The 22,848-nt window shown below is 65.1% G+C and carries 20 protein-coding genes and 1 tRNA gene; 3 read left to right on the forward strand and 18 right to left on the reverse strand.

The features are described 5' to 3' along the window. Positions 1-3: 3 nt before the first annotated feature. A complete protein-coding gene (locus ACM42_RS13625) occupies positions 4-1,179 on the reverse strand; it encodes a two-component system sensor histidine kinase NtrB (protein WP_271528402.1) in 1,176 nt (391 codons plus the stop codon). Beyond that, positions 1,176-2,177 (reverse strand): tRNA dihydrouridine synthase DusB, encoded by a 1,002-nt coding sequence (gene dusB / locus ACM42_RS13630; RefSeq protein WP_271528475.1) that lies wholly within the window; start codon positions 2,175-2,177, stop codon positions 1,176-1,178. The genes ACM42_RS13625 and dusB overlap by 4 nt, the downstream gene beginning before the upstream one ends. Before the next feature lie 281 nt (positions 2,178-2,458). Here dusB and ACM42_RS13635 point away from each other — a divergent pair, with 281 nt between their 5' ends. Next, positions 2,459-3,655 (forward strand): bifunctional 2-C-methyl-D-erythritol 4-phosphate cytidylyltransferase/2-C-methyl-D-erythritol 2,4-cyclodiphosphate synthase, encoded by a 1,197-nt coding sequence (locus ACM42_RS13635; protein ID WP_271528403.1) that lies wholly within the window; start codon positions 2,459-2,461, stop codon positions 3,653-3,655. 3 nt (positions 3,656-3,658) lie between these two features. After that, complete coding sequence (locus tag ACM42_RS13640) at positions 3,659-4,267, forward strand: CinA family protein (RefSeq protein ID WP_194387418.1); 609 nt, start codon at positions 3,659-3,661, stop codon at positions 4,265-4,267. Between the two features lie 21 nt (positions 4,268-4,288). Here the strand turns inward: ACM42_RS13640 and ACM42_RS13645 are convergent, their stop codons facing one another. The 5 genes from ACM42_RS13645 to lipA all read right to left on the reverse strand — a co-directional run bounded on the left by ACM42_RS13645 (position 4,289) and on the right by lipA (position 7,157). Then, the gene (locus ACM42_RS13645) at positions 4,289-4,849 is read right to left on the reverse strand and encodes a mechanosensitive ion channel family protein (RefSeq protein ID WP_271528404.1); all 561 of its coding nucleotides are present in this window, start codon (positions 4,847-4,849) and stop codon (positions 4,289-4,291) included. After that, the gene (locus tag ACM42_RS13650) at positions 4,735-5,067 is read right to left on the reverse strand and encodes a mechanosensitive ion channel family protein (protein ID WP_271528405.1); all 333 of its coding nucleotides are present in this window, start codon (positions 5,065-5,067) and stop codon (positions 4,735-4,737) included. Before ACM42_RS13650 ends, ACM42_RS13645 begins: the two co-directional genes overlap by 115 nt. Positions 5,068-5,232: 165 nt before the next feature. Further along, positions 5,233-5,412, reverse strand: coding sequence for a hypothetical protein (locus ACM42_RS13655; RefSeq protein ID WP_271528406.1), 180 nt, complete (start codon positions 5,410-5,412; stop codon positions 5,233-5,235). Between the two features lie 311 nt (positions 5,413-5,723). After that, a complete protein-coding gene (locus ACM42_RS13660) occupies positions 5,724-6,194 on the reverse strand; it encodes a type II toxin-antitoxin system RatA family toxin (RefSeq protein ID WP_271528407.1) in 471 nt (156 codons plus the stop codon). Positions 6,195-6,200: 6 nt separating this feature from the next. Beyond that, complete coding sequence (gene lipA, locus ACM42_RS13665; protein ID WP_271528408.1) at positions 6,201-7,157, reverse strand: lipoyl synthase; 957 nt, start codon at positions 7,155-7,157, stop codon at positions 6,201-6,203. A gap of 130 nt (positions 7,158-7,287) precedes the next feature. Between lipA and ACM42_RS13670 the strand changes: the two genes are divergently transcribed. Beyond that, positions 7,288-7,890, forward strand: coding sequence for a DNA-3-methyladenine glycosylase (locus ACM42_RS13670; RefSeq protein WP_271528409.1), 603 nt, complete (start codon positions 7,288-7,290; stop codon positions 7,888-7,890). 90 nt (positions 7,891-7,980) lie between these two features. Here the strand turns inward: ACM42_RS13670 and ACM42_RS13675 are convergent, their stop codons facing one another. From ACM42_RS13675 to ACM42_RS13725, 11 genes are all read right to left on the reverse strand, one after another. Continuing rightward, positions 7,981-10,857, reverse strand: coding sequence for a valine--tRNA ligase (locus ACM42_RS13675; protein ID WP_271528410.1), 2,877 nt, complete (start codon positions 10,855-10,857; stop codon positions 7,981-7,983). Between the two features lie 128 nt (positions 10,858-10,985). Beyond that, on the reverse strand, positions 10,986-11,747 hold the full coding sequence (locus ACM42_RS13680) for a PopZ family protein (RefSeq protein WP_271528411.1): 762 nt from the start codon (positions 11,745-11,747) through the stop codon (positions 10,986-10,988). Between the two features lie 395 nt (positions 11,748-12,142). After that, the gene (locus ACM42_RS13685) at positions 12,143-13,528 is read right to left on the reverse strand and encodes a TolC family outer membrane protein (protein ID WP_271528476.1); all 1,386 of its coding nucleotides are present in this window, start codon (positions 13,526-13,528) and stop codon (positions 12,143-12,145) included. A gap of 204 nt (positions 13,529-13,732) precedes the next feature. Next, entirely contained in the window at positions 13,733-14,395 is a 663-nt protein-coding gene (locus tag ACM42_RS13690; protein ID WP_271528412.1) for a protein-L-isoaspartate O-methyltransferase family protein, read from the reverse strand. 134 nt (positions 14,396-14,529) lie between these two features. Beyond that, on the reverse strand, positions 14,530-14,709 hold the full coding sequence (locus ACM42_RS13695; protein ID WP_271528413.1) for a hypothetical protein: 180 nt from the start codon (positions 14,707-14,709) through the stop codon (positions 14,530-14,532). 210 nt (positions 14,710-14,919) lie between these two features. Next, positions 14,920-14,994, reverse strand: a tRNA-Asn gene (locus ACM42_RS13700). A gap of 854 nt (positions 14,995-15,848) precedes the next feature. Then, positions 15,849-16,232 (reverse strand): RidA family protein, encoded by a 384-nt coding sequence (locus tag ACM42_RS13705; RefSeq protein ID WP_061881558.1) that lies wholly within the window; start codon positions 16,230-16,232, stop codon positions 15,849-15,851. Between the two features lie 13 nt (positions 16,233-16,245). Continuing rightward, positions 16,246-18,576, reverse strand: a complete 2,331-nt coding sequence (locus tag ACM42_RS13710) for an acetamidase/formamidase family protein (RefSeq protein WP_271528477.1) — start codon at positions 18,574-18,576, stop codon at positions 16,246-16,248. A gap of 160 nt (positions 18,577-18,736) precedes the next feature. After that, entirely contained in the window at positions 18,737-19,978 is a 1,242-nt protein-coding gene (locus ACM42_RS13715) for an acetamidase/formamidase family protein (RefSeq protein WP_271528414.1), read from the reverse strand. A gap of 43 nt (positions 19,979-20,021) precedes the next feature. Further along, on the reverse strand, positions 20,022-21,644 hold the full coding sequence (locus ACM42_RS13720; RefSeq protein ID WP_271528415.1) for an amino acid ABC transporter permease/ATP-binding protein: 1,623 nt from the start codon (positions 21,642-21,644) through the stop codon (positions 20,022-20,024). Continuing rightward, entirely contained in the window at positions 21,644-22,564 is a 921-nt protein-coding gene (locus ACM42_RS13725) for an ABC transporter substrate-binding protein (RefSeq protein WP_271528416.1), read from the reverse strand. Before ACM42_RS13725 ends, ACM42_RS13720 begins: the two co-directional genes overlap by 1 nt. Positions 22,565-22,848 lie beyond the last annotated feature (284 nt).

Consider the following 22,848-nt stretch of genomic DNA (forward strand, 5'->3'; position numbering starts at 1 on the left):
TCCTCATTTTGCCCCCTGTGACGCAGGCGACGACTTCCCGGCAGAGTCGGCGCGACTGCTTTGATCGGCGTGTTTCACCGATGTGGAATACATCGGCATCAGCACGCGGAAGGTGGTCTTGCGCGGCTGAGATTCGCATTCGATGATGCCCCCGTGATCGCCGACGATCTTGGCGACCAGCGCCAGGCCGAGACCCGAGCCGGTCTGCTTGGTGGTCACGAACGGGTCGAACAGGTTGGGCAGAAGATCGTCCGGCACGCCTGGTCCGTTGTCCTTCACGCAGAATTCCAGCGGCAGGGATACCCTGGATTTTTGACCGGGGACTGACAGGCGCACGCCGGGACGGAAGGCGGTGGTGAGCTGGATCTCGGCGTCGGGAACGTCGATCAAGGCTTCTGCGGCGTTCTTCACGAGGTTGAGGAACACCTGAATGAGCTGATCCTGGTTCGCCAGCACCGGCGGCAGCGAGGGATCGTAGTCCTCGACGAAGCGGATGTTGCGGGCAAAGCCCGACTGCGCCAGCCGCTTCACATGGTCGAGCACCGAATGGATGTTGACGGGGCCGCGCACCACGGGGCGCTCGTCTCCGAACACCTCCATGCGGTCGACCAGCGTGACGATGCGGTCGGCCTCGTCGCAGATCAGCCGCGTCAGCATGCGGTCCTCGGACGAGGCCTGCTGTTCCAGGAGCTGCGCCGCGCCGCGGATGCCGGACAGCGGATTCTTGATCTCGTGCGCCAGCATCGCGGCGAGCGCGATCACCGAGCGCGCGGCGCTGCGATGGGTGAGCTGGCGGTCCATCTTGTCTGCGATGGTACGCTCCTGGAGCATCACCACGATGTGGCCGGGCCGCTCGGTGAGCGGTGCTACGTGCAGATCGACCTGGCGGTCGCCGCCCATGCGCGGCGTGCCGAGATCGACCTTGTATTCGTTGACCGGCGAATTCGACGAGCGCACCTGGTCGATCAGCGCCAGCAACGGGCTGCCGAACGGCACCAGCTCCTTCAACGACTGCCGCTTCAGGAACTGCGTCGAGATCTCGAAGAAGGCTTCGGTCGCGATATTGGCGGCGACGATCTTGCCGTCCGGCCCGATCATGAGCACGGGGTTGGGCAAGGCGTCCAGGATTGCGTCGCTGTCGGACTGAAGCGGCCGACGATGTTCAGCGGCTGAGCTCATGCGACAGCGCTCCATGCGAAGTCGTCGAAGGCGTCTTGCAGTGAATGGTGAACGAGGCGCGGATCCTCCGAGACCAGGATCTTTTGGCGCCAGGATTTCAGCTTCTCCGCCGGCGCACGGCTCGCCTGCGCTGCGACGTCGAGTGCCCAGCTCAGATGCTTGCGGGCATGCCTCAGTCCGATGCGCAGACCATAGAGCGCGCAGACGCCATCATAGAGCGTGCGGACATAATGCAGCTGCGTTTCGAGAGAAGGCGTCGCCTCCTCAGCCCCACCCCGCAGGCGGCGGCCGATCTGACCGGGCAGCCAGGGCTGGCCCTGCGCGCCGCGGCCGATCATCACGGCATCGGCGCCTGAGGCCTCCAATGCTGCGAGCGCCTTCTCGTAGGACGTGATGTCGCCATTGACGACGAGCGGGATCGAGATGGCCTCGCGCACGGCGCGGATCGCATCCCAATCGGCCTCGCCCTTGTAGAACTGGCAGCGGGTGCGACCATGGACGGTGACGAGCTTGACGCCTGCGGCTTCCGCGCGCCGCGCCAGCTCCGGCGCGTTGCGCGTACGGTCGTCCCAGCCGAGCCGCATCTTCAGCGTCACCGGCACGTTCACCGCCGCGATCGTCGCATCGATCAGGCTCAGGGCGTGGTCGAGGTCGCGCATCAAGGCCGAGCCGGACTGGCCGCCGGTGACGTGGCGGGCCGGACAGCCCATGTTGATGTCGATGATATCGGCGCCTTCTGCTTCGGCGATCCGGGCGCCTTCGGCCATCCAGTGCGTCTCGCAGCCGGCGAGCTGGACCACATGCGGGCCGATGCCGGTGGCTTCGCAGCGCAACCGGGACATCCGGTGGCCATTGGCGAGCTCATCGCTCGCGGTCATTTCGGACACGACGAGACCGGCCCCAAGCTCGGCGGTCAGCCGGCGGACGGGCGAGTCAGTCACGCCCGACATCGGTGCCAGGAAGACCGGGGTGGCGATATCAATATCGCCTATTTTCAACGGCTTAGAGCCTGATACTGCCGAGCCGGTCACAGGGGTCTCGTTGACTGTGCAGGGCCTCATCGCGCCTGCCATGATCTATCTTGCGCACAATTCTTGTGCAGTCAAGCGTCATGCCTACAGTTTAGACAAGTCTGCAAATCTTGCAAGTGCAGTGCAGCAAAATGCTGTTTCCCACAATCCGGGGAAACCCCCTTTTTTTGCGGGCCTGCCGTGCTAGAGGCATGCCGGCAAATTACCACTCCCCGACTCCTTGACGAGCAACTGAGTATTTGAGTCCTATGGCGAAATCACAGCGCACCGCAGTCGTTCTCGTCGCAGCCGGGCGTGGACTGCGTGCAGGCGCCGGCGGGCCCAAGCAATATCGCGAGATCGGCGGTGTACCGGTGATTTATCGCGCCATGGAGGCATTCAGCCGCCACCCGGAGGTATCAGCGGTGCAGCCGGTGGTGAACCCCGACGACAGCGTCATGTTCACCTCAGCGGTCGCAGGGCTGAGGCACGAGCCGCCGACCAATGGCGGCGCCACCCGTCAGGCTTCGGTGCTCGCCGGCCTCGAAGCGCTGGCGAAGCACAAGCCGGACATCGTGCTGATCCACGATGCTGCCCGCCCCTTCGTCTCGGCAGGCGTGATCTCGCGCGCGATCGAAGCGGCGGGCCGCACTGGCGCTGCGATCCCGGTCGTTCCCGTCACTGACACGATCAAGCTCACCGGCGAGGGCGGCAATGTCGAGGACACGCCGGACCGGGCGCGCCTCAGGATCGCGCAGACGCCGCAATCCTTTCGTTTCGACGTCATCCTCGAGGCGCATCGTCGCGCGGCGAAGGACGGGCGCTCTGATTTCACCGACGATGCCGCGATTGCCGAGTGGGCGGGATTGACGGTCGCAACCTTTGAAGGCGATGTTGCCAACATGAAGCTCACCACTCCCGAGGATTTCGTGCGCGAGGAAGCGCGCCTGGCCGCCCTGCTTGGCGACATCAGGACCGGCACCGGCTATGACGTGCACGCCTTCGGTGAAGGCGACCATGTCATGATCTGCGGCGTGCGCGTGCCGCACACCAAGGGGTTCCTCGCTCATTCCGACGGCGATGTCGGCCTGCATGCCTTGGTGGACGCCATCCTCGGGGCCCTGGCCGACGGCGACATCGGCTCGCACTTCCCGCCGAGCGATGCGAAATGGAAGGGCGCCTCCTCCGACCAGTTCCTGAAATACGCCATCGAGCGCGTCGCCCAGCGCGGCGGCCGCGTCGCCAATCTCGAGGTGACGCTGATCTGCGAGCGGCCGAAGATCGGCCCCTTGCGCGACACCATGCGCGCGCGCATCGCCGAGATCTCCGGCGTCGATATCTCCCGCGTCGCGGTGAAGGCAACGACCAGCGAGCGCCTCGGCTTCACCGGGCGTGAGGAGGGCATCGCGGCGACCGCGAGCGCCACCATCCGCCTGCCGTTTAGCGAAAAGACCTGGAGCGTCTAGGTCATGGGCGGCAGCGACGCACGCGCCCTCTCCCGCTCGCTGCTCGATCTGTGCCGGATGCGCAAGCTGACGATCGCGACCGCGGAATCCTGCACCGGCGGCCTCGTCGCTGGCGCGCTGACCGACATCCCCGGTTCTTCCGACGTGATCGACCGCGGTTTCGTCACCTACTCCAATGACGCCAAGCGCGCGATGTTGGGGGTCGAGGCGAGCACGCTGACGAATTTCGGTGCGGTCAGCAAGGAGACCGCAACCGCAATGGCGATCGGCGCGCTGGAGCGTGCCGATGTCGACCTCGCCGTTGCCATCACCGGCATTGCCGGCCCCGGCGGCGCCACGCCCGGCAAGCCGGTCGGTCTCGTGCACTTCGCCGCCGCCGCGCGCGACGGCCGCATCATCCATCGGGAGCAGCGTTTTGGCGCGATCGGCCGCAGCGCCGTGCGCGCCCGCTCGGTGGTCGAGGCGCTGCGCATGCTGATGGAGCTCGCCCGCGGTCCGCAAGTCGCGGCCAAGCCGCAACGTGCCGCCGCAAGCCGCCTGCGCCCGCGGGTGACCCGCTCGCCGCGCCGGCATGCGGTGAAGCGCAGGCCTCCGCGTTCGCCGCGAGGCTGAACGACCGCACCGCCGAAACGCCTACGCCGCCGCGAGCAGCGCGCTGGCGTGGTCGAGCATGCACTGCCTGACCGCGTCCGCCTGTGACGGCTTGGCCTTCGCACTGACGGTCAATTCCAGGATCGGCGACGCCGGATTGGCGACATCGACCACTCTGGAGATGTTGACGGCAGGCGCAGCCTGATCGTCCATGCGGGAGTCATTGCGCAGCTCCTTCAGGATCCGATCGGCCAGCGCCGAAGCGGCGCAGGCCGGAACCGGAAACGCCACCTTGACCTCGCCCGTGCCGGGATAGGCGCTGTGGTGGACGATCGCGGCACCCCACACCTGTCCGTTCGGCAGCAGTATCTGCGTATTGTCGGCCGCGACGAGCTCGGTCATGAACAGCGACAGCGACCTCACCTTCCCCGCCTTGCCGGCGACCTCGACCTCGTCGCCGATGCGAAAGGGCCGGAACAACAGCAGCATCACGCCGGCAGCGAGATTGGAAAGCGTACCCTGCAACGCCAGACCAATGGCGAGAGATGTGGCGCCCAGCACGGCGACGAGGCTCGCGGTCTGGATGCCGAAGAGCTGCAGCACGCGATGCCGACCACCGCGAGCACGCCATAGCGCGCAAGGCTACCCACGAACAACGTCACCAGCGGATCGACGCGATGCGTGCCGCTCAGGACGCGCGTGACGAAACGCTGCATCGCGCCGGACAGATACCAGCCGACCGCGAGCAGCAGGATCGCGTAGATCGCATTCAGCCCATAGAGAACGAGCGAGGCTCTCAGCGTGTCGAAATTGACGGTCATGGCGGCTCCAACCAAGGCAATCGGTTGAGAACTCGCTGTCGCGGAAAATGATCCCCTTCGGGGCTTGCCAATCGTCAAGCCCATGCCGCGGGATCGCATGGGTGGAAGCGACGTGAAACCCGGGTACTGACCGGCTGGATTATGCCAGGTTCACCGCGAGTCCCGTTATGGCGCCGCTCGCTGGATACGGTAGATGACGGGGAGCTTCTGCTCGATCGCCTTCGCGAGCACCGTCCCTGTGGTCCGTCCGAGCTCTTTCGCGATCGTCGCAATCGGCTTGGTGCCTGCGAGCTCCCTGAGCCGGTTGAGATCCTCCTCGCTCCACGATTGCTTCCAGCGCGCCATCTGTCCAGTCCGACTCCACAAGCCCCCCGCGCCCGACTCGGATTGTAGTTGAACATCTCATGAAATACACCCCTTACATGTATACCGCTCGCGGCAAGGGATGTTCCGTCGCGGCTCTACGTTTGGCACAGACTGCACGTGTCACCTTCGCCTACACGAAGCCTGGCTTCTTGATCGTGCCGAGGACGCAGCGCAGCTCCTCTAGCGGTGCGCTGCAGAGCCGGGGCCCATGCTTGCAGGACTCTGGGTCCCGACTCTGCGCAGCAATGCTCCGCATTGCAGCGAGTCGGTGACACGAGCGCTACGACAACCTACGTCGATGCCAGCTTCGGCCGGCCGTAGATCGCATCCGCCCGCTTCTCGAACGCGGTTGAAAAGCGCGCGAAGGCGGCGTCGAACATCGAGCCCATCAGCATCGCCAGCATGCGGCTCCTGAATTCATAGGCGAGAAAGAATCCGACGTCGCAGACGCTCTCGCCCTTGGGCTCGAACGTCCAGCGGTTTTCGAGGTTGCTGAAAGGGCCTTGCAGATACTCGACCAGGATCTTCAGATTGGCGCGGTCGAGCGTCACCCGGCTGGTGAAGGACTCCTTGATCAGCTTGAACGACACGGTCATGTCGGCAACCAGCACCTCGGTGCCGTCGGGCTTTGCCATGCGCTGACGAACCTTCAGGGCGCTGCACAGCGGCACGAATTCCGGATAGCGCTCGACGTCGGCGACCAGATCGAACATCTCGGATGCGCTGTGATTGACACGGCGCTTGCTGGAAAAACGGGGCATATCGGTTCAGTGGCCGCTAGCTGCCCGCGCGGCCTTCAGTCTCGCAAAGTCCTCGCCGGCATGATGCGACGAGCGGGTCAGCGGGCTCGCCGACACCATCAGGAAGCCCTTGGTGTAGGCGACCTTCTCGTAAGACGAAAATTCGTCCGGCGGTACGTACCGCATCACGGCGTGGTGCTTGCGGGTCGGCTGGAGATATTGCCCGATGGTCAGGAAATCGACGTCGGCCGAACGCAGATCGTCCATCACCTGGAGCACCTCGTGGCGCTCCTCGCCAAGGCCCGCCATGATGCCGGACTTGGTGAAGATGGTGGGATCGAGCTCCTTGACCCGCTGCAACAGCCGGATCGAGTGGAAGTAGCGCGCGCCGGGCCGCACCGTGAGATAGCGCGACGGCACCGTCTCGAGATTGTGGTTGAACACGTCGGGCTTCGCCGCAACGACGACCTCGAGTGCCCCCTCCTTGCGCAGGAAGTCCGGCGTCAGGATCTCGATCGTGGTCGAGGGGCACGCGGCCCGGATCGCGCCGATCGTCTCTGCGAAATGTTGCGCGCCGCCGTCGGCGAGGTCGTCGCGGTCGACGGAGGTGATGACGACATGGGCGAGGCCGAGCTTGGCGACCGCCTCGGCGACGTTCTGCGGCTCGGCCGCATCCAGCGCATTCGGCAGGCCGGTCTTGACGTTGCAGAAGGCGCAGGCGCGGGTGCAGGTGTCACCCATGATCATGAAGGTCGCGTGCTTCTTGTCCCAGCACTCCCCGATGTTCGGGCAGCCCGCTTCCTCGCATACCGTGTGCAGGCCGTTCGCCCGCACGATGTTGCGGGTGTCGGCATAGCCGCGGGTATTCGGCGCGCGCACGCGGATCCAGTCCGGCTTGGGCGGCGAAGCGGAATCAGGCCGGTTCACCTTTTCGGGGTGGCGCGGGCGCAGCGGGTTCGAGATGGTATCGACAATAACGACCATGGGGTGTCCGGTCTGTTCAGGTCCTACCTAATCGGTCTGGCTGCCTGCCGCAACCCGGCTCGCGCCGCTTCAGGGAACATGGCAGATATGGGCAATATCCTGCTCTGTTCTCAGGCGATTCTCACCTCGAATGGCTCCAATCTCGAAGGCATCCCCACCGCGGCTCGGCAAGCAGCTGAAGCGGACCTTTTTCGGCCGTAGCGTCCACGAGGTCGCACCCGACCTGATAGGCGCGACCATGCTGGTCAACGGTGTTGGCGGGATCATCGTCGAGGTCGAGGCCTATCATCATACCGACCCGGCGGCGCACTCCTATCGCGGGCCGACGCCACGGAACCAGGTGATGTTCGGCCCGCCCGGCTTCGCCTATGTCTATCGCTCCTACGGCATCCACTGGTGCGTGAACTTCGTGTGCGAGGCGGAAGGCTCGGCCAGCGCCGTGCTGGTCCGCGCACTGGAGCCGACGCATGGCATCGCTGCAATGCGCCGGCGCCGGCATCTCCAGGATGCGCATGCGCTGTGCTCCGGCCCGGGCAAGCTGACCGAAGCGCTCGGCATCACCATCGCGCACAACGCGCTGCCGCTGGACCGCCCGCCAATCGCGTTGCATGCGCGGACGGAGGATGTGGAGGTCGCAACGGGCATCCGGATCGGCATCACCAAGGCCGTCGAGTTGCCCTGGCGCTTCGGCATCAGGGGCTCGAAGTTCCTCAGCAAGCCGTTTCCCAAATGATTGTCATTCCGGGGTGATGCGAAGCATCGAACCCGGAATCTCGAGATTCCGGGTCTGGTCCTTACCGACCATCCCGGAATGACAGTGAGGTCACGACGCCTGCTTCAGCCGCTCCAGCGCTTCCAGCAGCTTGGCCTTGCGGGCCAGCGCAGCCTCGCGCTTTTCGCGCTCCTCCTCGACGACTTCCTCGGCCGCGTTGGCGACGAATTTCTCGTTCGCCAGCTTGGACTCGGCGCGCTTGATGTCGGCGTCGGCCTTGCCGATCTCCTTGTCGAGGCGCGTGCACTCGGCAGCAACGTCGATCACGCCCTTCAGCGGCAGCGCAGCCACCTCGCCACGCACCAGCAGCTGGACCGCCCCATCAGGCGCGCGATCGGCGAAGGAGATGTCGGACAGCCGGGCCATGCGCTTGATGACATCGGTCCAGCGCGGCGCGCGTTCCCGGGTCTCGGCCGAGGCGCCGGCGAGCACCAGCGCCGTCAGCGTCGCCGGCGGGATGTTCATCTCGGCGCGCACGGAGCGGATCTGCGTGACGAGGTCGATCACCCAGCCAATCTCGGCCTCCGCAGCGGGATCGGTGAAGTCGGCATGATCGAAGAACGGCAGCACCCAGGCCGGCGAAACGAGCGCATCAGTCGGCCCCGTCGTCGCCGCGAGCATCGCGAGCTGCTCCGGCGTCGGTTCGACCTGCTTCAGCGGCCACGGCGCCAATGCCAGCAGGCCCTCGCGCTTGGCCGTCACCTCCCACAGCTCCTCGGTGATGAAGGGCATGAAGGGGTGCAGCAGCTTCAGGATCTCGTCGCGTGCCCAGGCGATCATGGCGCGGGTCTCGTCCTTGGCGGGACTGTCCGGACCGAGCAGCACGGGCTTTGCAAGCTCGACATACCAGTCGCAATAGACGTTCCAGACAAAGCGATAGATGCTGCCCGCAGCGTCATTGAACCGATAGGCTTCGATCGCCTCGGTCACCTCACGCGTGGTGTGCGCGGTCTCATGCGCGATCCAGCGGTTCAGTGTCTCCTTCGCGTTCGCCGGCTCGAAGCCTTCATGAACGGCGCAGTGGTTCATCTCGGCGAAGCGACACGCGTTCCAGAGCTTCGTCGCGAAATTGCGATAGCCTTCGACGCGGCTGGTGGCGAGCTTGATGTCGCGCCCCTGCGCCGCCATCGCCGCCAGCGTGAAACGCAGCGCGTCGGCCCCGTATTCGTCGATCAGGTTCAGGGGATCAATCACGTTGCCCTTCGACTTCGACATCTTGGCGCCCTTCTCGTCGCGGACGAGGGCGTGGATGTAGACCGTCGAGAACGGCACCTCCTTCATGAAGTGGAGGCCCATCATCATCATGCGGGCGACCCAGAAGAAGATGATGTCGAAGCCGGTCACCAGCGCGTTGGTCGGGTAGTAGCGCTGCACCTCGGGCGTATCGTCGGGCCAGCCGAGCGTCGAGAACGGCCACAGCGCCGAGGAGAACCAGGTGTCGAGCACGTCCTCGTCGCGGGTGATGAAGCCTTCGCGCTTGTTGCGGTCGAGCGCCATCTCGCGCCCCTGCTCCGGCGTGATCACTTCCTGCTCGACGTAATAGCCGAGCGCGTGACTGACGGCCTCCTCCTCGGTCTCGGCCACGAACACCTTGCCGTCAGGTCCGTACCAGGCGGGGATCTGGTGGCCCCACCAGAGCTGGCGCGAGATGCACCAGGGCTGGATGTTCTCCATCCAGTCGAAATAGGTCTTTTCCCAATTCTTCGGCACGAACGTCGTTTCGCCCGAACGAACCGCGGCGATCGCAGGTCTCGCCAGCGTCTTGGCGTCGACATACCACTGGTCGGTCAGATACGGCTCGATCACGCTGTTCGAACGGTCACCATGCGGGACCATGTGGGTGTGCGGCTCGATCCGCTCGACGAAACCGAACGATTCCAGCCGCTCCACGATGCGCTTGCGCGCCACGAAGCGGTCGACCTTGTGGAACTCCTCGGCGAACTGCCCAGCGCCTTCGGGCAGGTCGCGCAGATAATCCTCGTTGTCGAGGAGATCGAGGCAACCTTCTCTGTCGAGCACGCTGATTCGGCGCAGGCCGTGGCGATTGCCGACTTCGAAATCGTTGAAGTCGTGCGCCGGCGTCACCTTCACCGCGCCCGAGCCTTTCTCCGGATCGGAGTACTCGTCGGCGACGATCGCAATCTTGCGGCCGACCAGCGGCAGGATGACGTTCTTGCCGATCAGCTTCTGATAGCGCTCGTCCTCGGGATGCACGGCAACGCCGGTATCGCCGAGCATGGTCTCGGGACGCGTGGTGGCGACGACGATGAAGCTCGAGGGATCCTCGGGGTTGAACGATTTACCCTCGATCGGATAGCGCAGGTACCAGAGGTGGCCCTTGACCTCCGTCTGCTGCACCTCGAGATCCGAGATCGCGGTCAAGAGCTTGGTGTCCCAGTTCACCAGCCGCTTGTCCTTGTAGATCAGTCCCTCGCGGTGCAGCTCGACGAACACCTTGACGACGGCTTTCGAAAGGCCCTCGTCCATGGTGAAACGCTCGCGCGACCAGTCGCAGGAGGCGCCGAGCCGCTTGAGCTGGTTGATGATGGTGTCGCCGCTCTCGGCCTTCCATTGCCAGACCCGCTCGAGAAACTTCGCGCGGCCCATCTCGCGGCGGCCGGGCTGCTGACGCTCCATCAGCTGCCGCTCGACCACCATCTGGGTGGCGATACCGGCATGGTCGGTGCCGGGCTGCCACAGCACGTCGCGGCCGCGCATGCGCTCGAACCGGCACAGGATGTCCTGCAGCGTGTTGTTGAGGGCGTGGCCCATGTGCAGCGAGCCCGTCACGTTCGGCGGCGGGATCACGATGGTGAAGGGCACGGCATCACGCCGGTCGGGGCGACCAGCCTTGAAGGCAAGGCTGTCCTCCCACACGACGGACATGCGGGCTTCGATATCGGCGGGCTGGTAATTTTTCTCGATCATGGGGCTGCTAGAAAGCCGCGCGAGGGGGCCAAGTCAACGAAAAGGTCAGCGCAAACGGGCTTTCCGGCCCGGTCGACGAGCCCAATATGGCGTAGGAGCGGGGCTATATCGGGGCCGTACGGCCCTTCTCAGCGGCCGCCGCGCGAGACTCGCTCGATTTCGGCCTTCACGATGCGTTCAACGAGGCCCGGCAGGTTGTCGTCGAGCCAGGACTTCAGCATCGGCCGCAGCATCTCCTTGACCAAATCCTCCAGCGTCCGTGCATTGCTGCTGAGCACCGTATGGGCCAGGGAATTGAAGGCGGATTCGACCGCGGAGACCGTCGATTGCGCGAGGATCGGCTGCTGCGGCGGCAGCGGCGGGGCGTCAAAGTCCACCGGTGCGTAGGACGGCGGCGGCGCAGGCCGCGGCGGCGGCGATTCGGCGAATTCGAGATCGTCGCGCGGCTCGACCTTGCGGAAGCTGGGCGGTGGCGGAGGCGGTGTCGGATCCACCGCCATCTCGTCCGTCAATTCGAGCACGTCGGGCTCGGGTTCTGGCTCTGGCTCGGGAGCGCGGACCTCGGGCGCAGGCGTGGCCGCGTCGAGCCCCGCCAGCAGCGCGTCGATATCATCCTGGCTGTTGGCTGCGTCCGCGGTGGGCGGCGGCGCCGGAGCCGGCTTCGCAGCTGACGGCGCAGGCTTCTCGGCAGCAGGTTTTGCAGGCGCGACCTTGGATGGCGGAATGTCGTTCATTGCCTGCGGTTTCGGCGGCGTCGCGGGTGCCGCGGCCTTCTCGGGCTTGGCGGCTTCAGCCGGTGGGGGCTTAGCCTCGTCGTCGGCAATGATGCGCCGGATCGAGGCCAGAATCTCCTCCATCGAGGGTTCTGTGACCTTTGCAGGCTGCGTCATCTCCGACTCCACATCATCAACGCCCTCGCATGCGTCGTTTTACCACCAAGCACGACAGGATTGGCCGGTTCCGGACGGGAGGCCCCTCATTTTCGTTGCGGCAGCCCGACTTGTCCCCAGATCACGGCTCAACGTGCAGCGGTGCGCCCCTGCCCCCGGCACTCAAGCGTTACGCACACGACATCAATGCGGGGCGAATCGACCCGCATCATTCCGGCAAGGCTATGTCAGGGATTTTGATGATTGCAAGCAAAGCACCGGTCGACCTCGGCTGTCGGCGAGATCGACCGAATCACTATGGCATGATCCGGAGAGGTATTTCGAAAAGATCATGCTTGAACAAAAACCTAAAGCGCGATGGCGATTCAGCCTGATCGCATCGCGCTTTAGGAGGATCAGCGCCCGTCGGGCGTACGCACGCCGGCCCAGCTGTCGCGTACCTGATGATAGTGAACGCTGGGGTCGTAGGTTGTGGTCCGCAGACCAAGCACCTGCGGCGACAGACGGCCGATGGTACTGAGGACCCTGTAGGAATTCACAACGCGATCATGCTGCGCGTTCACGAGATTGATGCGGGCGTTGACCAGCGCCTGCTGCGCATTGAGAACGTCGAGCGTGGTGCGCTGCCCGGCCTTTGCCTCCTCGCGCACACCGTTCAGCGCGATCTCGGATGCTGTCACCTGGGCTTGTGCGGACGTCACCTGCGCTTTGGATGCCTGGAGCAGGCCCCAGGCAGATGCGGTGTCAGCGCGAGCCTGGTCACGAGTCTGATCAAGCGTGAGACGCTGCTGAGCCAGCGATTCCTTGGACTGCCGGATCAGGGAATATTCGGAGCCGCCCGCATAGAGCTGCCACGAAGCTTGCGCGACAGCGGAGGCGGTGAACGACCTGTATTGAATCAGGGACTGCTCGTTGAGCTGCTGGGCGGTCGCCTGCAAGGTGACCGTCGGCAGCAGCGCGCCTTCATTGATCTTCACGCTCATATAGGCGACATCGATGCCGAACATCGCTGCCGTGACTGTCGGGTTCTCAGTAAGCGCGAGCTCGACCGCTTTTGCCAGCGACGGCGGCAGCAAACGATCCACCGGCGAGCCGGGCGCAAGGTTGACAGGGTCGTTGCCGATCACGCGGCGATAGGTCGCGCGCGTCGCCGTCAGCGTGGCCTCGGACTGCTGCTCCAGCGTTCGCCCTGCAGCCAATTGCGCCTCCGATTGCGCCACGTCAGTGCGAGTGACTTCGCCGACGTTAAAGCGGTCGCGGGTCTGTTTCAGCGTCTGCTCGAGGACGCGGACGTTGCTCTTGTTGACCTCGACGGTCGCCGAGTCGCGCAGATAGTCCATGTAGGTCTGCGCCGCCAAGAACAGAACACTTTGCTCGAGATTGCGCAGCCCCTCGCGCGCGCCGGAGACCTGATGCTCTGCGCCCCGAACCCGGTTGGCCGTTTGGTTGCCGTTGTACAGAGACTGCTGAATGGTCAGGGCGGAGCTGCGGGGGACAGTAGTCCCGTGGAACGGTGCCGTGGTCGAGGAGCTCTGCGCATCCTGATATTGATAGCCGGCGCTCGCAGTCAGCGAAACTCTCGGGCGATATCCGGACAATGCCTGAGGCACGTTTTCGTCGGTCACACGCACCTGGGCGCGCTGCGCGTTGAGTTGCGGATTGTCCTGATAGGCACGCACCAGCGCGCCTTCCATCGTCTCCGCCAAGGCAGGCGTCGGCCCGGCAAGCGCCAGCAGCAGGACCGAAACCGCAGCTCCGGTGAAGAGCTTCACCCCATGCATCCCTGAAATTCCGTTCATCTTAACGCCCACCCCGTGCCCGCGAGCTGGGTTTACCGTCTACGAGGAGTCATCGCCCCGCCGCAACATAGGACGGGGGCAAGCGCGACGGAACTACCTGAGGGTGGTTCTCAGCGGAAACTCTTCACGTGCAGCATCCCTGCCACACTTCTGATTCAGAACGGGATTTTGGCGGGCTTTGGCCCGTCAGAAGACGAAGGCGGCGGCCCGTTCAAGCCCGGGAAGAACCGGGGCTGCGGCATCGAACAGTGCCCGATGGCCGAATTCACCGTGGGTACGGGTCACGATCATGGCGCGCGGCGGCCTGGATTCGGCCGACACCCCCACCAGGCGCCCCCCCTCCTTCAGCTGCCCGAGCAGGGCCTCCGGCAGCACCTCGGCGGCTCCGTTGAGGACGATGACGTCATAGGGAGCGGCAGAAGGTTCCCCTTCGGGGCACGCCGCCACCCGGCAGGTGACATTGGCAAGCCCAAGGGCGGTGAAGGCGTCCTTGGCCTTCGTGGCCAAGGCCGAATCGCACTCGGTCGCGGCGACCTGCCGCGCGAGCTTGGCGGTCAGCGCGGCGAGGTAGCCCGTGGCGCAGCCGACGACCAGCACGCTGTCGCCCTCGCCGATTTCGGCGGCCTGAAGCAGCTTACCGGTGAGCGCCGGCTTGATCAGGAACCGCTTGGCGGCACCTTCGCTCACGTCGAGGTCGAGATCGAGATAAGCCAGCGCCTGCCGGGCGGCAGGCACGAAGGCCTCGCGCGGAACCGTGAGCATGGCATCGAGAACACGACGGTCGGTGACGTCATTGGTGCGCACCTGGCCATCGACCATTTTCTGGCGCGCGGTCGAGAAACCGGACATTTGCAGACCCTGCAATGCGGACGATGCCGCGGAAGAAATTCGCGGCATCTTTGGAGCATGCACGGTCAAAACGCAACATGGCCGTTGGCCCCGAGAGGCCAAGGCTTCCGCAACTCCCCGATCGAGGGGCAGCCTTACTCGATCGCCACCGCGAGGCGGCCGATCAGAGCGGCGACCTCGTCCAGCCGTGCCGAATCCGGCGTCTCGACTGCGCGCGCCAGACGGGCGATGCATTCGTCGTCGCTGAGTTCAGGAACGTCGGCCGGCAGAATCGAGGGGGCCATGAGAGAACGGTCGACCTGGATGTCTGGCATGGGATCAACTCCGTAAATGTCCGGCGGGTGGATGCTCGATTTGAATTGAGTCGATTTGGCGCCGGCCGCATGGCGCGACCACGCCTGCACACACATCTGTTCAAGCGTGATTCCACGCTGGATTGCGGAGGCCGTGCTGCAAAGTCAGGCGAAGAAAATCACGCGCCGCATGAGGATGCGGGCATAAATCACTGAATTGTCAGCAAAATTTGGCTCCCCGGGCTGGATTCGAACCAGCGACCATCCGATTAACAGTCGGATGCTCTACCGCTGAGCTACCGAGGAAAAGGCGAACCGTTCGTTCGCGCGCGGCTGCGTATAACAAAGCCGCTTGCGCTTGCAAAGGACGAATTCGTCATCATCCGCAACGCGCCTGGAGGAAGGTCAGGAGCGGCCCCTCCTTCAGGGGCTTTCCGAGGATGGGTTCTGGATTGCTTGCGCTACGTTCGCAACGACGAAGCTCGAAGCAACGCCTCTCTCCAGCGACGCAAATCTCTATTGCGGACACACCTGCGCTTCCTCGCGGCTTGTCTTGCCCGAGCTTTGCTCCATCGCGACACCCTCGTCAGTCAGAGGGCGCAGGGAAGACCGGGTGCCGGCCGGGCACCCACGGTCCACTGTGCGAAGGTTGCGCTACGAGAAGCTGCACAGCGGCATACAGGTGAAGCCAAACATCCGGCCTTCCCTGCGCAGTGGTTTGACGGCTTATGCCGAGTTCTCCCCGGGGAGCGATGCACTATTGCCCCCGTCGCCTCGCGGATGGCTGATGCACGCGCCCGGTCGGGCCGCCACATCACCGCAAGACTTGGCGCACAGACCCCGGGCGCCAGGACGACACGGTTTTACCGTACGCAGATCACATCGGTCGTGTGCGCGAAGACCTGTCGCTCACGGTCGCCCGCCCTGCGAAAGCCTCTCGCGCCGATGCTGCCTGCGTCCACCGCAGCTCACCCCGCGTGTCGTGACGATCGCGATACGCCCCTCTGACCGGGATGAGGTGATGGATGGATACGCCAAAGCCGAATTTCGGTAAAGCGGAATATTTTCGCGGGCGCGGATTGACCTGCCGGCTGGATGTCTTGCCCGACAGGCAGCACAAGATCTTGTAGTCCCGTTGGCGCCATTCAGGCTGCGGACGATCACGGCCGCCGGCACACCAGATCGATCTCGATCAACGCGTCGTAGGCAAGCCCGGTGACGCCGACGCAGGTACGGGCCGGCAGGCGATCCGGCGCGAAGAACGTGCGGTAGGTCTCGTTCATCGCGGCATAGTCCTCCTTGAAGCGGGTCAGATACACGCGCGTCATCACGACATGCTCGAGGCCGAGATCGAGGCCGGCGAGCACCACTTTCAGGTTCTCCATCACGGCGCGGGTCTGCGCGACGATGCCCTCGGGCAGCACGCCCGGCGCCTGCGGCGTGTCCGGCATCTGGCCCGTGACGAAGACGAAGCCATCGGTTTCCACCGCATGGCTGAAAGGCGCGACCGGCTTCGGTCCGCCGCTGATCATGTGGAATTTCACTTGAGTGTCCTTGTTAAGATGCGTCCTGAAACAGGCGCTTGCTGAGGATGGCGTGCACGCCCCAATTGCCGTCGACCACCTGCGTCACGCCGAAATCGACGGCGGCGGACATCAGCGCGATCGCCTCGTCCTCGCTGAGGCCTTTGACGTTCATCAGGAACCGCCGCATCTTGCGGAACGCGTCCTTCATGGCGAGGTCGAGCGAGGACTTGGCGTAGACCTCGCTCTGCCCTTGGGCGCCGAACTCCGCGAGATAGTTCGGGTGGCTGAAGCCTGTCAGCACCCAATCGGTCTCGGTCTCGATCAGGGGGTAAGAGAGATCGGCGAAGGGCTGGCCGGCGAGATCGGCCTTCTTGTGCAGGATCACCTCGAAGGTACCGGTCATCGAGCACTCGATTGCGGTGCCGCTGAGCTCGCCGTCGCCCTGCGCGGCATGGGGATCGCCGACCGACAGCAGCGCACCGGGAACCGAGACCGGAAGATACACGGCTGCCCCCTTCCCCAACCGCCAATTGTCGAGATTGCCGCCAAAATAGGACGGCGGCACGGAATCGACGAAATCGACCTCGCGCGGCGCCACAGCGATCACGCCGAAATGCGGACGCAGGGGGATCTTGATGCCGTCGAGTACGGCATGGCGGCGCTTGTTCGTGGCGGGTGCGACGGGAACGCCGGGGTAATCGTAGGTGGTGTGCACGACGCCAAACGGATCGGTCTGCGGCTCCCAGCGGTAGGAATAGAGCGCACGGGCGTGCGGCACCTCGGCGTCGTCGAAAATCTCATAGATCGTAACCGCTTCGCGCGGCTTGGGACCGCCGAGAAACTCGTTGTAGTGATAACCCCACCACGCAGCGACCGAGGAGCCGAAGACGCGGCCCGCATGGTTCGGAGCGTGGCTCGCCCGCGGCACGATGTCGAGGATGCGCACCTCCAGCACATCACCTGGCTGGGCATCCTTTACGGCGACGGGTCCGGTGCAGATGTGCACGCCGAACCCCTCGCCGGCACCGCGGCCGAACACGCTCGCATCCATGGGCCCTGCGCCGCGGCGGTCGACGTTCTTCTTGTCCCGCGTCCAGCCGAACACGCTTTCGGCGGCGGCATCGCCGGCGATCATCAACTCGGGATCGTCGGAGGCGTGCTGCGTCAGCGTCTCGATGGTGATGGTGTCGCCCGAGGCGATCTCGATCTGCGGCGGCAGCGAGCGGCTGAAGTAACCCCAATGGACGCGGCTGGCCTCGACCGGCAGATGGTGATGACGGCGTTCGGCGGTCGTGCGCGCCTCGGCGCCGGCGCAGGCGACGCTGCTGCGCGTCTCCACGCTCTGATGGACACGAAGCTGCGCCAGTGCCTCCTGCGGCCAGCCGCGCTGGCCGGCGACGCCGTGCTGTGCCGTCGCGCGCTCCGCCTCCTGCTGGCGAAACTCGCGCGGCGGCAGGCCGAAGCGATGTCGGAAGGCGCGGCTGAAATGCGCGGAGTCGCCAAAGCCGTAGGCGTAGGCGATCTCCGAGATCGAACGATGTGCCTCGGTTGGGTTGGATAGGTCGGCCCAGGCGCGCTGGAGGCGGCGTTCGCGAACGTAATGGGTGAAATTGTCCCCGACCGTCTCGAACAGCTTTTGCAGGTAGCGTTCGGAAATTCCCTCGGCCTGCGCGACGCGCGCTGGTACCAGATCGGGATCGTCGAGGCGACGCTCGATGGTCTGGCAGATCCGGTGCAGCAGCGCGGCCTGCGTCGCGCTCGATCCAGCATCGGAGGCCGAGGACGCCAGCTGATGCACCAGCGTCAGCAGCAGATCGACGAAGGATTGCGCGACCGAATTCCATTCGGGATCGCTCAGGGTGTCGAGGGTCCGTGCAGTGGCATCGAGCAGACGGGAGAAGACGTCGGCAAAGCCGCTGGGCGGAACGACGCGGGGCCCGCCGAGCCGCGGCTTGCCCGAAAGGCGCCCGTGCAGCGCCTCCGATGTCACCGACAGCACGATGGCGCGCATGTCGCGCTGGAACAAGATGCTCCAATCGCCGCTGCGCGGCAGCAGCACGAGATGACCGACGGGAACGATACGATGACTGCCGGCGCTCTTCAGCACCATGCCATCCTCGACCGGCATCAGCGCGATGGGAAGGTCTTCGTTTGCTCGTGAGAGCGGAACAACGCTCTGCGCGCCCGCCGCCATGCGCGTCAGCGCGACTCCTGCGGCGTGCCGGTGCGACGCGGTCGCGTGTCCGTCCAATACGCTATGTCCACCCGCCGGCTGCAGGCCGACCGCAGCCAGCACGTCCCGCCAGGCTTCTGGGCGGTCGTCTTGCGCGTAGGACTCGCTCGTGAACGGGCGGAAGCTCATCGGATCGACCCAGATTGCAGTCGATCGAAGCAACCTCCGTGCCAGACGCACGCGGTCATCCGTCGCCGCGACAGGTCGAAGACGAGGTTCGTCGGTCACCGTCCCATCCTGAAAAACGGGCTGCTCTTCAAAGCGTTAGAGCAGGACGACGTGGAGAGATTCAGTCGCACCGGAAGATGTTCTTGCGGATCGTGCCGTGGACGCCCCAATTGGCGTCGACGACCTGGGTGACGCCGAAATCGGCCCCCACCGACATCAGCGAGATCGCCTCGTCCTCGCTGAGACGATGCACGGTCATCAGGAAACGGCGGAGCTTTCTGAACGCATCGCGCATCGCACGGTCGAGACTCGAGTGATTGGCAATCTCGGTTTGTGCATCGGCGCCGAGCGTGGCGAGATAGTTCGGATAGGTGAAACCGTAGAACGACCAGGCGTGGTCGGTCTCCAGCATCGGGTGGTCGAGGCCTTCGAGGCTGGTGCCGGCAAGATTGGCCTTCTTGTGCAGGATGAACTCGAAGTCGCCGGTCAGCGAGGTCTCGATCGCGGTGCCGCCGAGCTCGCTGTCACCCTGCGCGGCATGGGGATCGCCGACCGAGAAATAGGCGCCCGGGACGGCAACCGGATAGAACATCCGCGCGCCCTTGCCGATGCGCCAGTCGTCGATGTTGCCGCCGGTGTAGCTCGGCGGAATCGAGCTGACGAAGTCGGCTTCCGACGGCGCGAGGCCCATCGTGCCGAAATGCAGCCGCGCCGGCACCTTGACGCTGGAGAGGATGTTCTCGCGCTTCCTGATAGTGGCGTGATCGACGCGGACGCCGGGATAGTCAATGGTCGCATGCACGATGCCGTCAGGGTCGGTCTGCGGCGTCCAGACGTAATTGTAGACCGCCTTCGCGTAGGGCTCGCCGGAGGTGTCCAGCTCGAAGATGGTGACGACCTCGCGCGGCTTCGGCTCCTCGATCAGGTCGTGATAGTGAAAGCCCCAATTGGCTGCGACGTTGGAGCCGAAGCAGCGGCCGGCATGGCAGGCGCTGCAGCTCGGCCGTGGCCGGACGTCGAGGATGCGCACTTCCAGGATATCGCCGGGCTCGGCGCCTTCGATCGCAACCGGTCCGGTGAGCAGATGCACGCCGATCCCCTCGCCTGCGCCGCGGATGAACGGGCCTTCTGTCGGGCCGGAGCCGCGGCGCGCGACAGCCTTGTGCTCGCGTGTCCACTGGAACACGCTCTCGGCGCCAGGATCGCCCTGGATCATGCGCTCGTAATCGTCATTGGCATGATGGGTCAGTGTCTCGATGGTGGCGCGATCGCCTGAGCGCAGCGTCAGGGCCGGCGCGACTGACTTGGAGAAATAGCCCCAGTGGACGGTTTTCGGCGAAACCGGCAGCGTGACATGCTTCATGAGGTGGCCTCTTCGGGAGTCTTGAACCTTGCGGATGCGCCGCTCATCGCACCGCCTCCGGAGTCTTGTCGGCTTCCATCACGCTGAGGAACCGCGCCGTCAGCGGATTGCGGGGATTGGAGAGCACCTCGTGCGCCGGCCCCTCCTCGATGATCGTGCCGCCGCTCAGGAAGGCGACGCGGTCGGCGACCTCGTCGGCGAAGCGGATCTGGTGCGTCGAGATGATCATGGTGAGGCCGTCGTCGATGGCGAGGCGGCGGATCACCTCCAGCACCTCGTTGACCAGCTCCGGATCGAGCGCCGAGGTCGGCTCGTCCAGCAGCAGCACGCTCGGGTTCGGCGCCAGCGCGCGGGCGATGGCGACGCGCTGCTGCTGGCCGCCGGACAGATGCCGCGGCAGCGCGTGGGCGCGATGCGAGAGCCCGACGCGGTCGAGCAGCTCGGCGGCGCGGCGGTCGGCGTCGATGCGGGTCATGCCGTGAACCCAGCGCAGGGGACCGGCGATGTTCTCCTTCGCCGACAGATGCGCGAACAGATTGAACTGCTGGAACACCATGCCGACGCCGACGCTGGCGCGCTCATTGGCGATCGACCGCGGCGACAGTGGCTTGCCATTTTCGCTGAAGCCGAGGCGCCGGCCGCCGACGCGCACGGTGCCGGCGTCCCAGTTCTCGAGGTGGTTGATGCAGCGAAGCAGCGTGCTCTTGCCGGAGCCGCTGGGGCCGAGCAGCGCGACCACTTCGCCGACGCGCACCGTGAGGTCGAGGCCGGCGAGCACCTTCTGCGGGCCGTAGCTCTTGGTGAGGTCCTTCACTTCGACCGCGATATTGTTGCGCGCGATCGTCGCGGCGCGGCGGGCGCGCTCCTCGCGGGTCAGGGCCAGCGGAGGCGTGGCCGCAAGCTCTGCTGGTGCGGGCTCGGGATCGGCGACGGTCGCATCGGCGAGTTCGAGCTTGGTGACCAGATCGACGCGGCGCCAGGGCAGATAATCGGCGAGCTTGCGCTCGCGGCGCGTGGTGCGATCGAGATCGAGCCACCATTCGACGAAGAGCTGGATGACGCTGATGGTCGCGGTCAGCACGAGATAGAGCAGACCCGAGGCGAAGAAGATCGAGAAGAAGTCGAAGGTCGAGGACGCGAGTTGCGTCGACCGCAGGGTCAGCTCCTGCACCGCGACCACGGAGGCGAGCGAGGAATTCTTCAGCGCGCTCACCGCCTCGTTGCCGAAGGCCGGGATCATGGTGCGGATCGCCTGCGGCGCGATGATCCTGCGCATCAGCACCGATGGCGTCATGCCCAGCGCCTGGCCGGCCGTCAGCTGTCCGCGGTCGACGCCGAGCACGCCGGCACGCAGCATCTCCGCGATGAAAGGCGCCTCGTTGCAGGCGAGCGCGAGGCCGGCGGCCAGCACCGCCGGCAGCTTGATGCCGATATGCGGCAGCGCGTCGTAGGCGAACACCATCTGAAGGATCAGCGGCGTGCCGCGGAAGATCACGGTATAGGCCCTGGCGATCGCCGCCAGGGGCCAGAAGCGGGAGAGCTGCATGCCGGCGAGGATCAATCCGAGGATCAATCCGCCGCCGAGCCCGAGGGCGGTCACCTCGAGGGTGAGCTCGATGCCCGCGAGCAGATACGGCATGCTCAGGTAGTGGAGGAACAGCGACATCAGTCGGCCGTGAGAATTTCCGGCTCCATGAAGTTGTTCACATCGAGCCCATGCTTCTTCAGAAGCTCCATGTGCGTGCCGGCCTTCTGCACCTCGATCAGCGCGGCAAGCACGGCGTCGCGGAATTTCGGCTTGTTCTTGGGCACGGCGATGCCGACGGAATACGGGATCGTCACCGCGATCGCCTTCTCCAGCTTGTCCGGATAGGCTTTCACGGCGCTGTCGACGGTGTTGACGTCGTTGATGTAGGTGTCGGCACGGCCGGCGAGGATCGCCTGAATGCAGTTGGCGTTGTTGTCGTAGAGCTGGATGGTCGGTTCGGGCTTGCCGGCCTTCTTGCACTCCGGGATCAACGCCTGGATCAGGGGCACCTCGACATAGCCGGTGTTTTCGGCAGCAGCGGCGCCGCACAGCGACATGTTGATGCCGTTGATGCCCTTCGGATTGCCCTTGGCGACCAGGACACCATCGAACACCTTCGAGTAGGTGATGAAGTCGGCGGCCTTGGCGCGCTCCTTGGTGGCGTAGATATCGGAGATCACGATGTCGGCCTGTCCCGCGGCGAGCGTGGTCAGGAGCGCCGCGAACGTCACCGCCTTGTAGGTCAGCTTGAAGCCGAGACATTCGCCGATGGCTTCGCCGAGATCGATGTCGAAGCCGATATACTTGCTGGGATCCTTGGGATCGATCGTCTCATAGCCCGGCGTGTGCGGGTTGATGGCGTTGACGAGCGTCTTGCCCTTCCAGTCCGGATACTTTTCCTGAAGCGCGGCGCAGGCGGCGGGCGCTGCGGCCTGCGCGCTCAGCGGTGCGGCGACGACGAGTCCGAGAGCAATGGCGGCGCCGAGCATGAGCTTGCGCCGTGGCAATGATGCGCGCGCCACTCCCCGCCGCGCCTGGGGCCCAACCGATTTCTCCATCTCGCCAGTTCCTCCGAATGTCATGGCGTCTGCCATGGTCCAGTGATCGGGGCGGAAGCGTGCGGGAGTGCGCCGCGAAAAGCTTGTCCGCGGACGTACAAAAAATTGGATGGAGTGCGCCCGGCATTTGGGCAAACGGCTGCACAAAAACTGTTCGCAGGCCTCGACGCGGTGCGGGGGCGGGATTTTCGAATTCGGGAGAACCAAATGATCCCGGCTGACGAAGCGATATGTCCGGTCAGAGAATCACTTGGTGCGATGATTTGACAGAGATATGACGTTTG

Origin of the sequence: Bradyrhizobium sp. CCBAU 25338, from assembly GCF_028128965.1 — a bacterium.
GTDB classification, from domain to species: Bacteria; Pseudomonadota; Alphaproteobacteria; order Rhizobiales; family Xanthobacteraceae; genus Bradyrhizobium; species Bradyrhizobium liaoningense.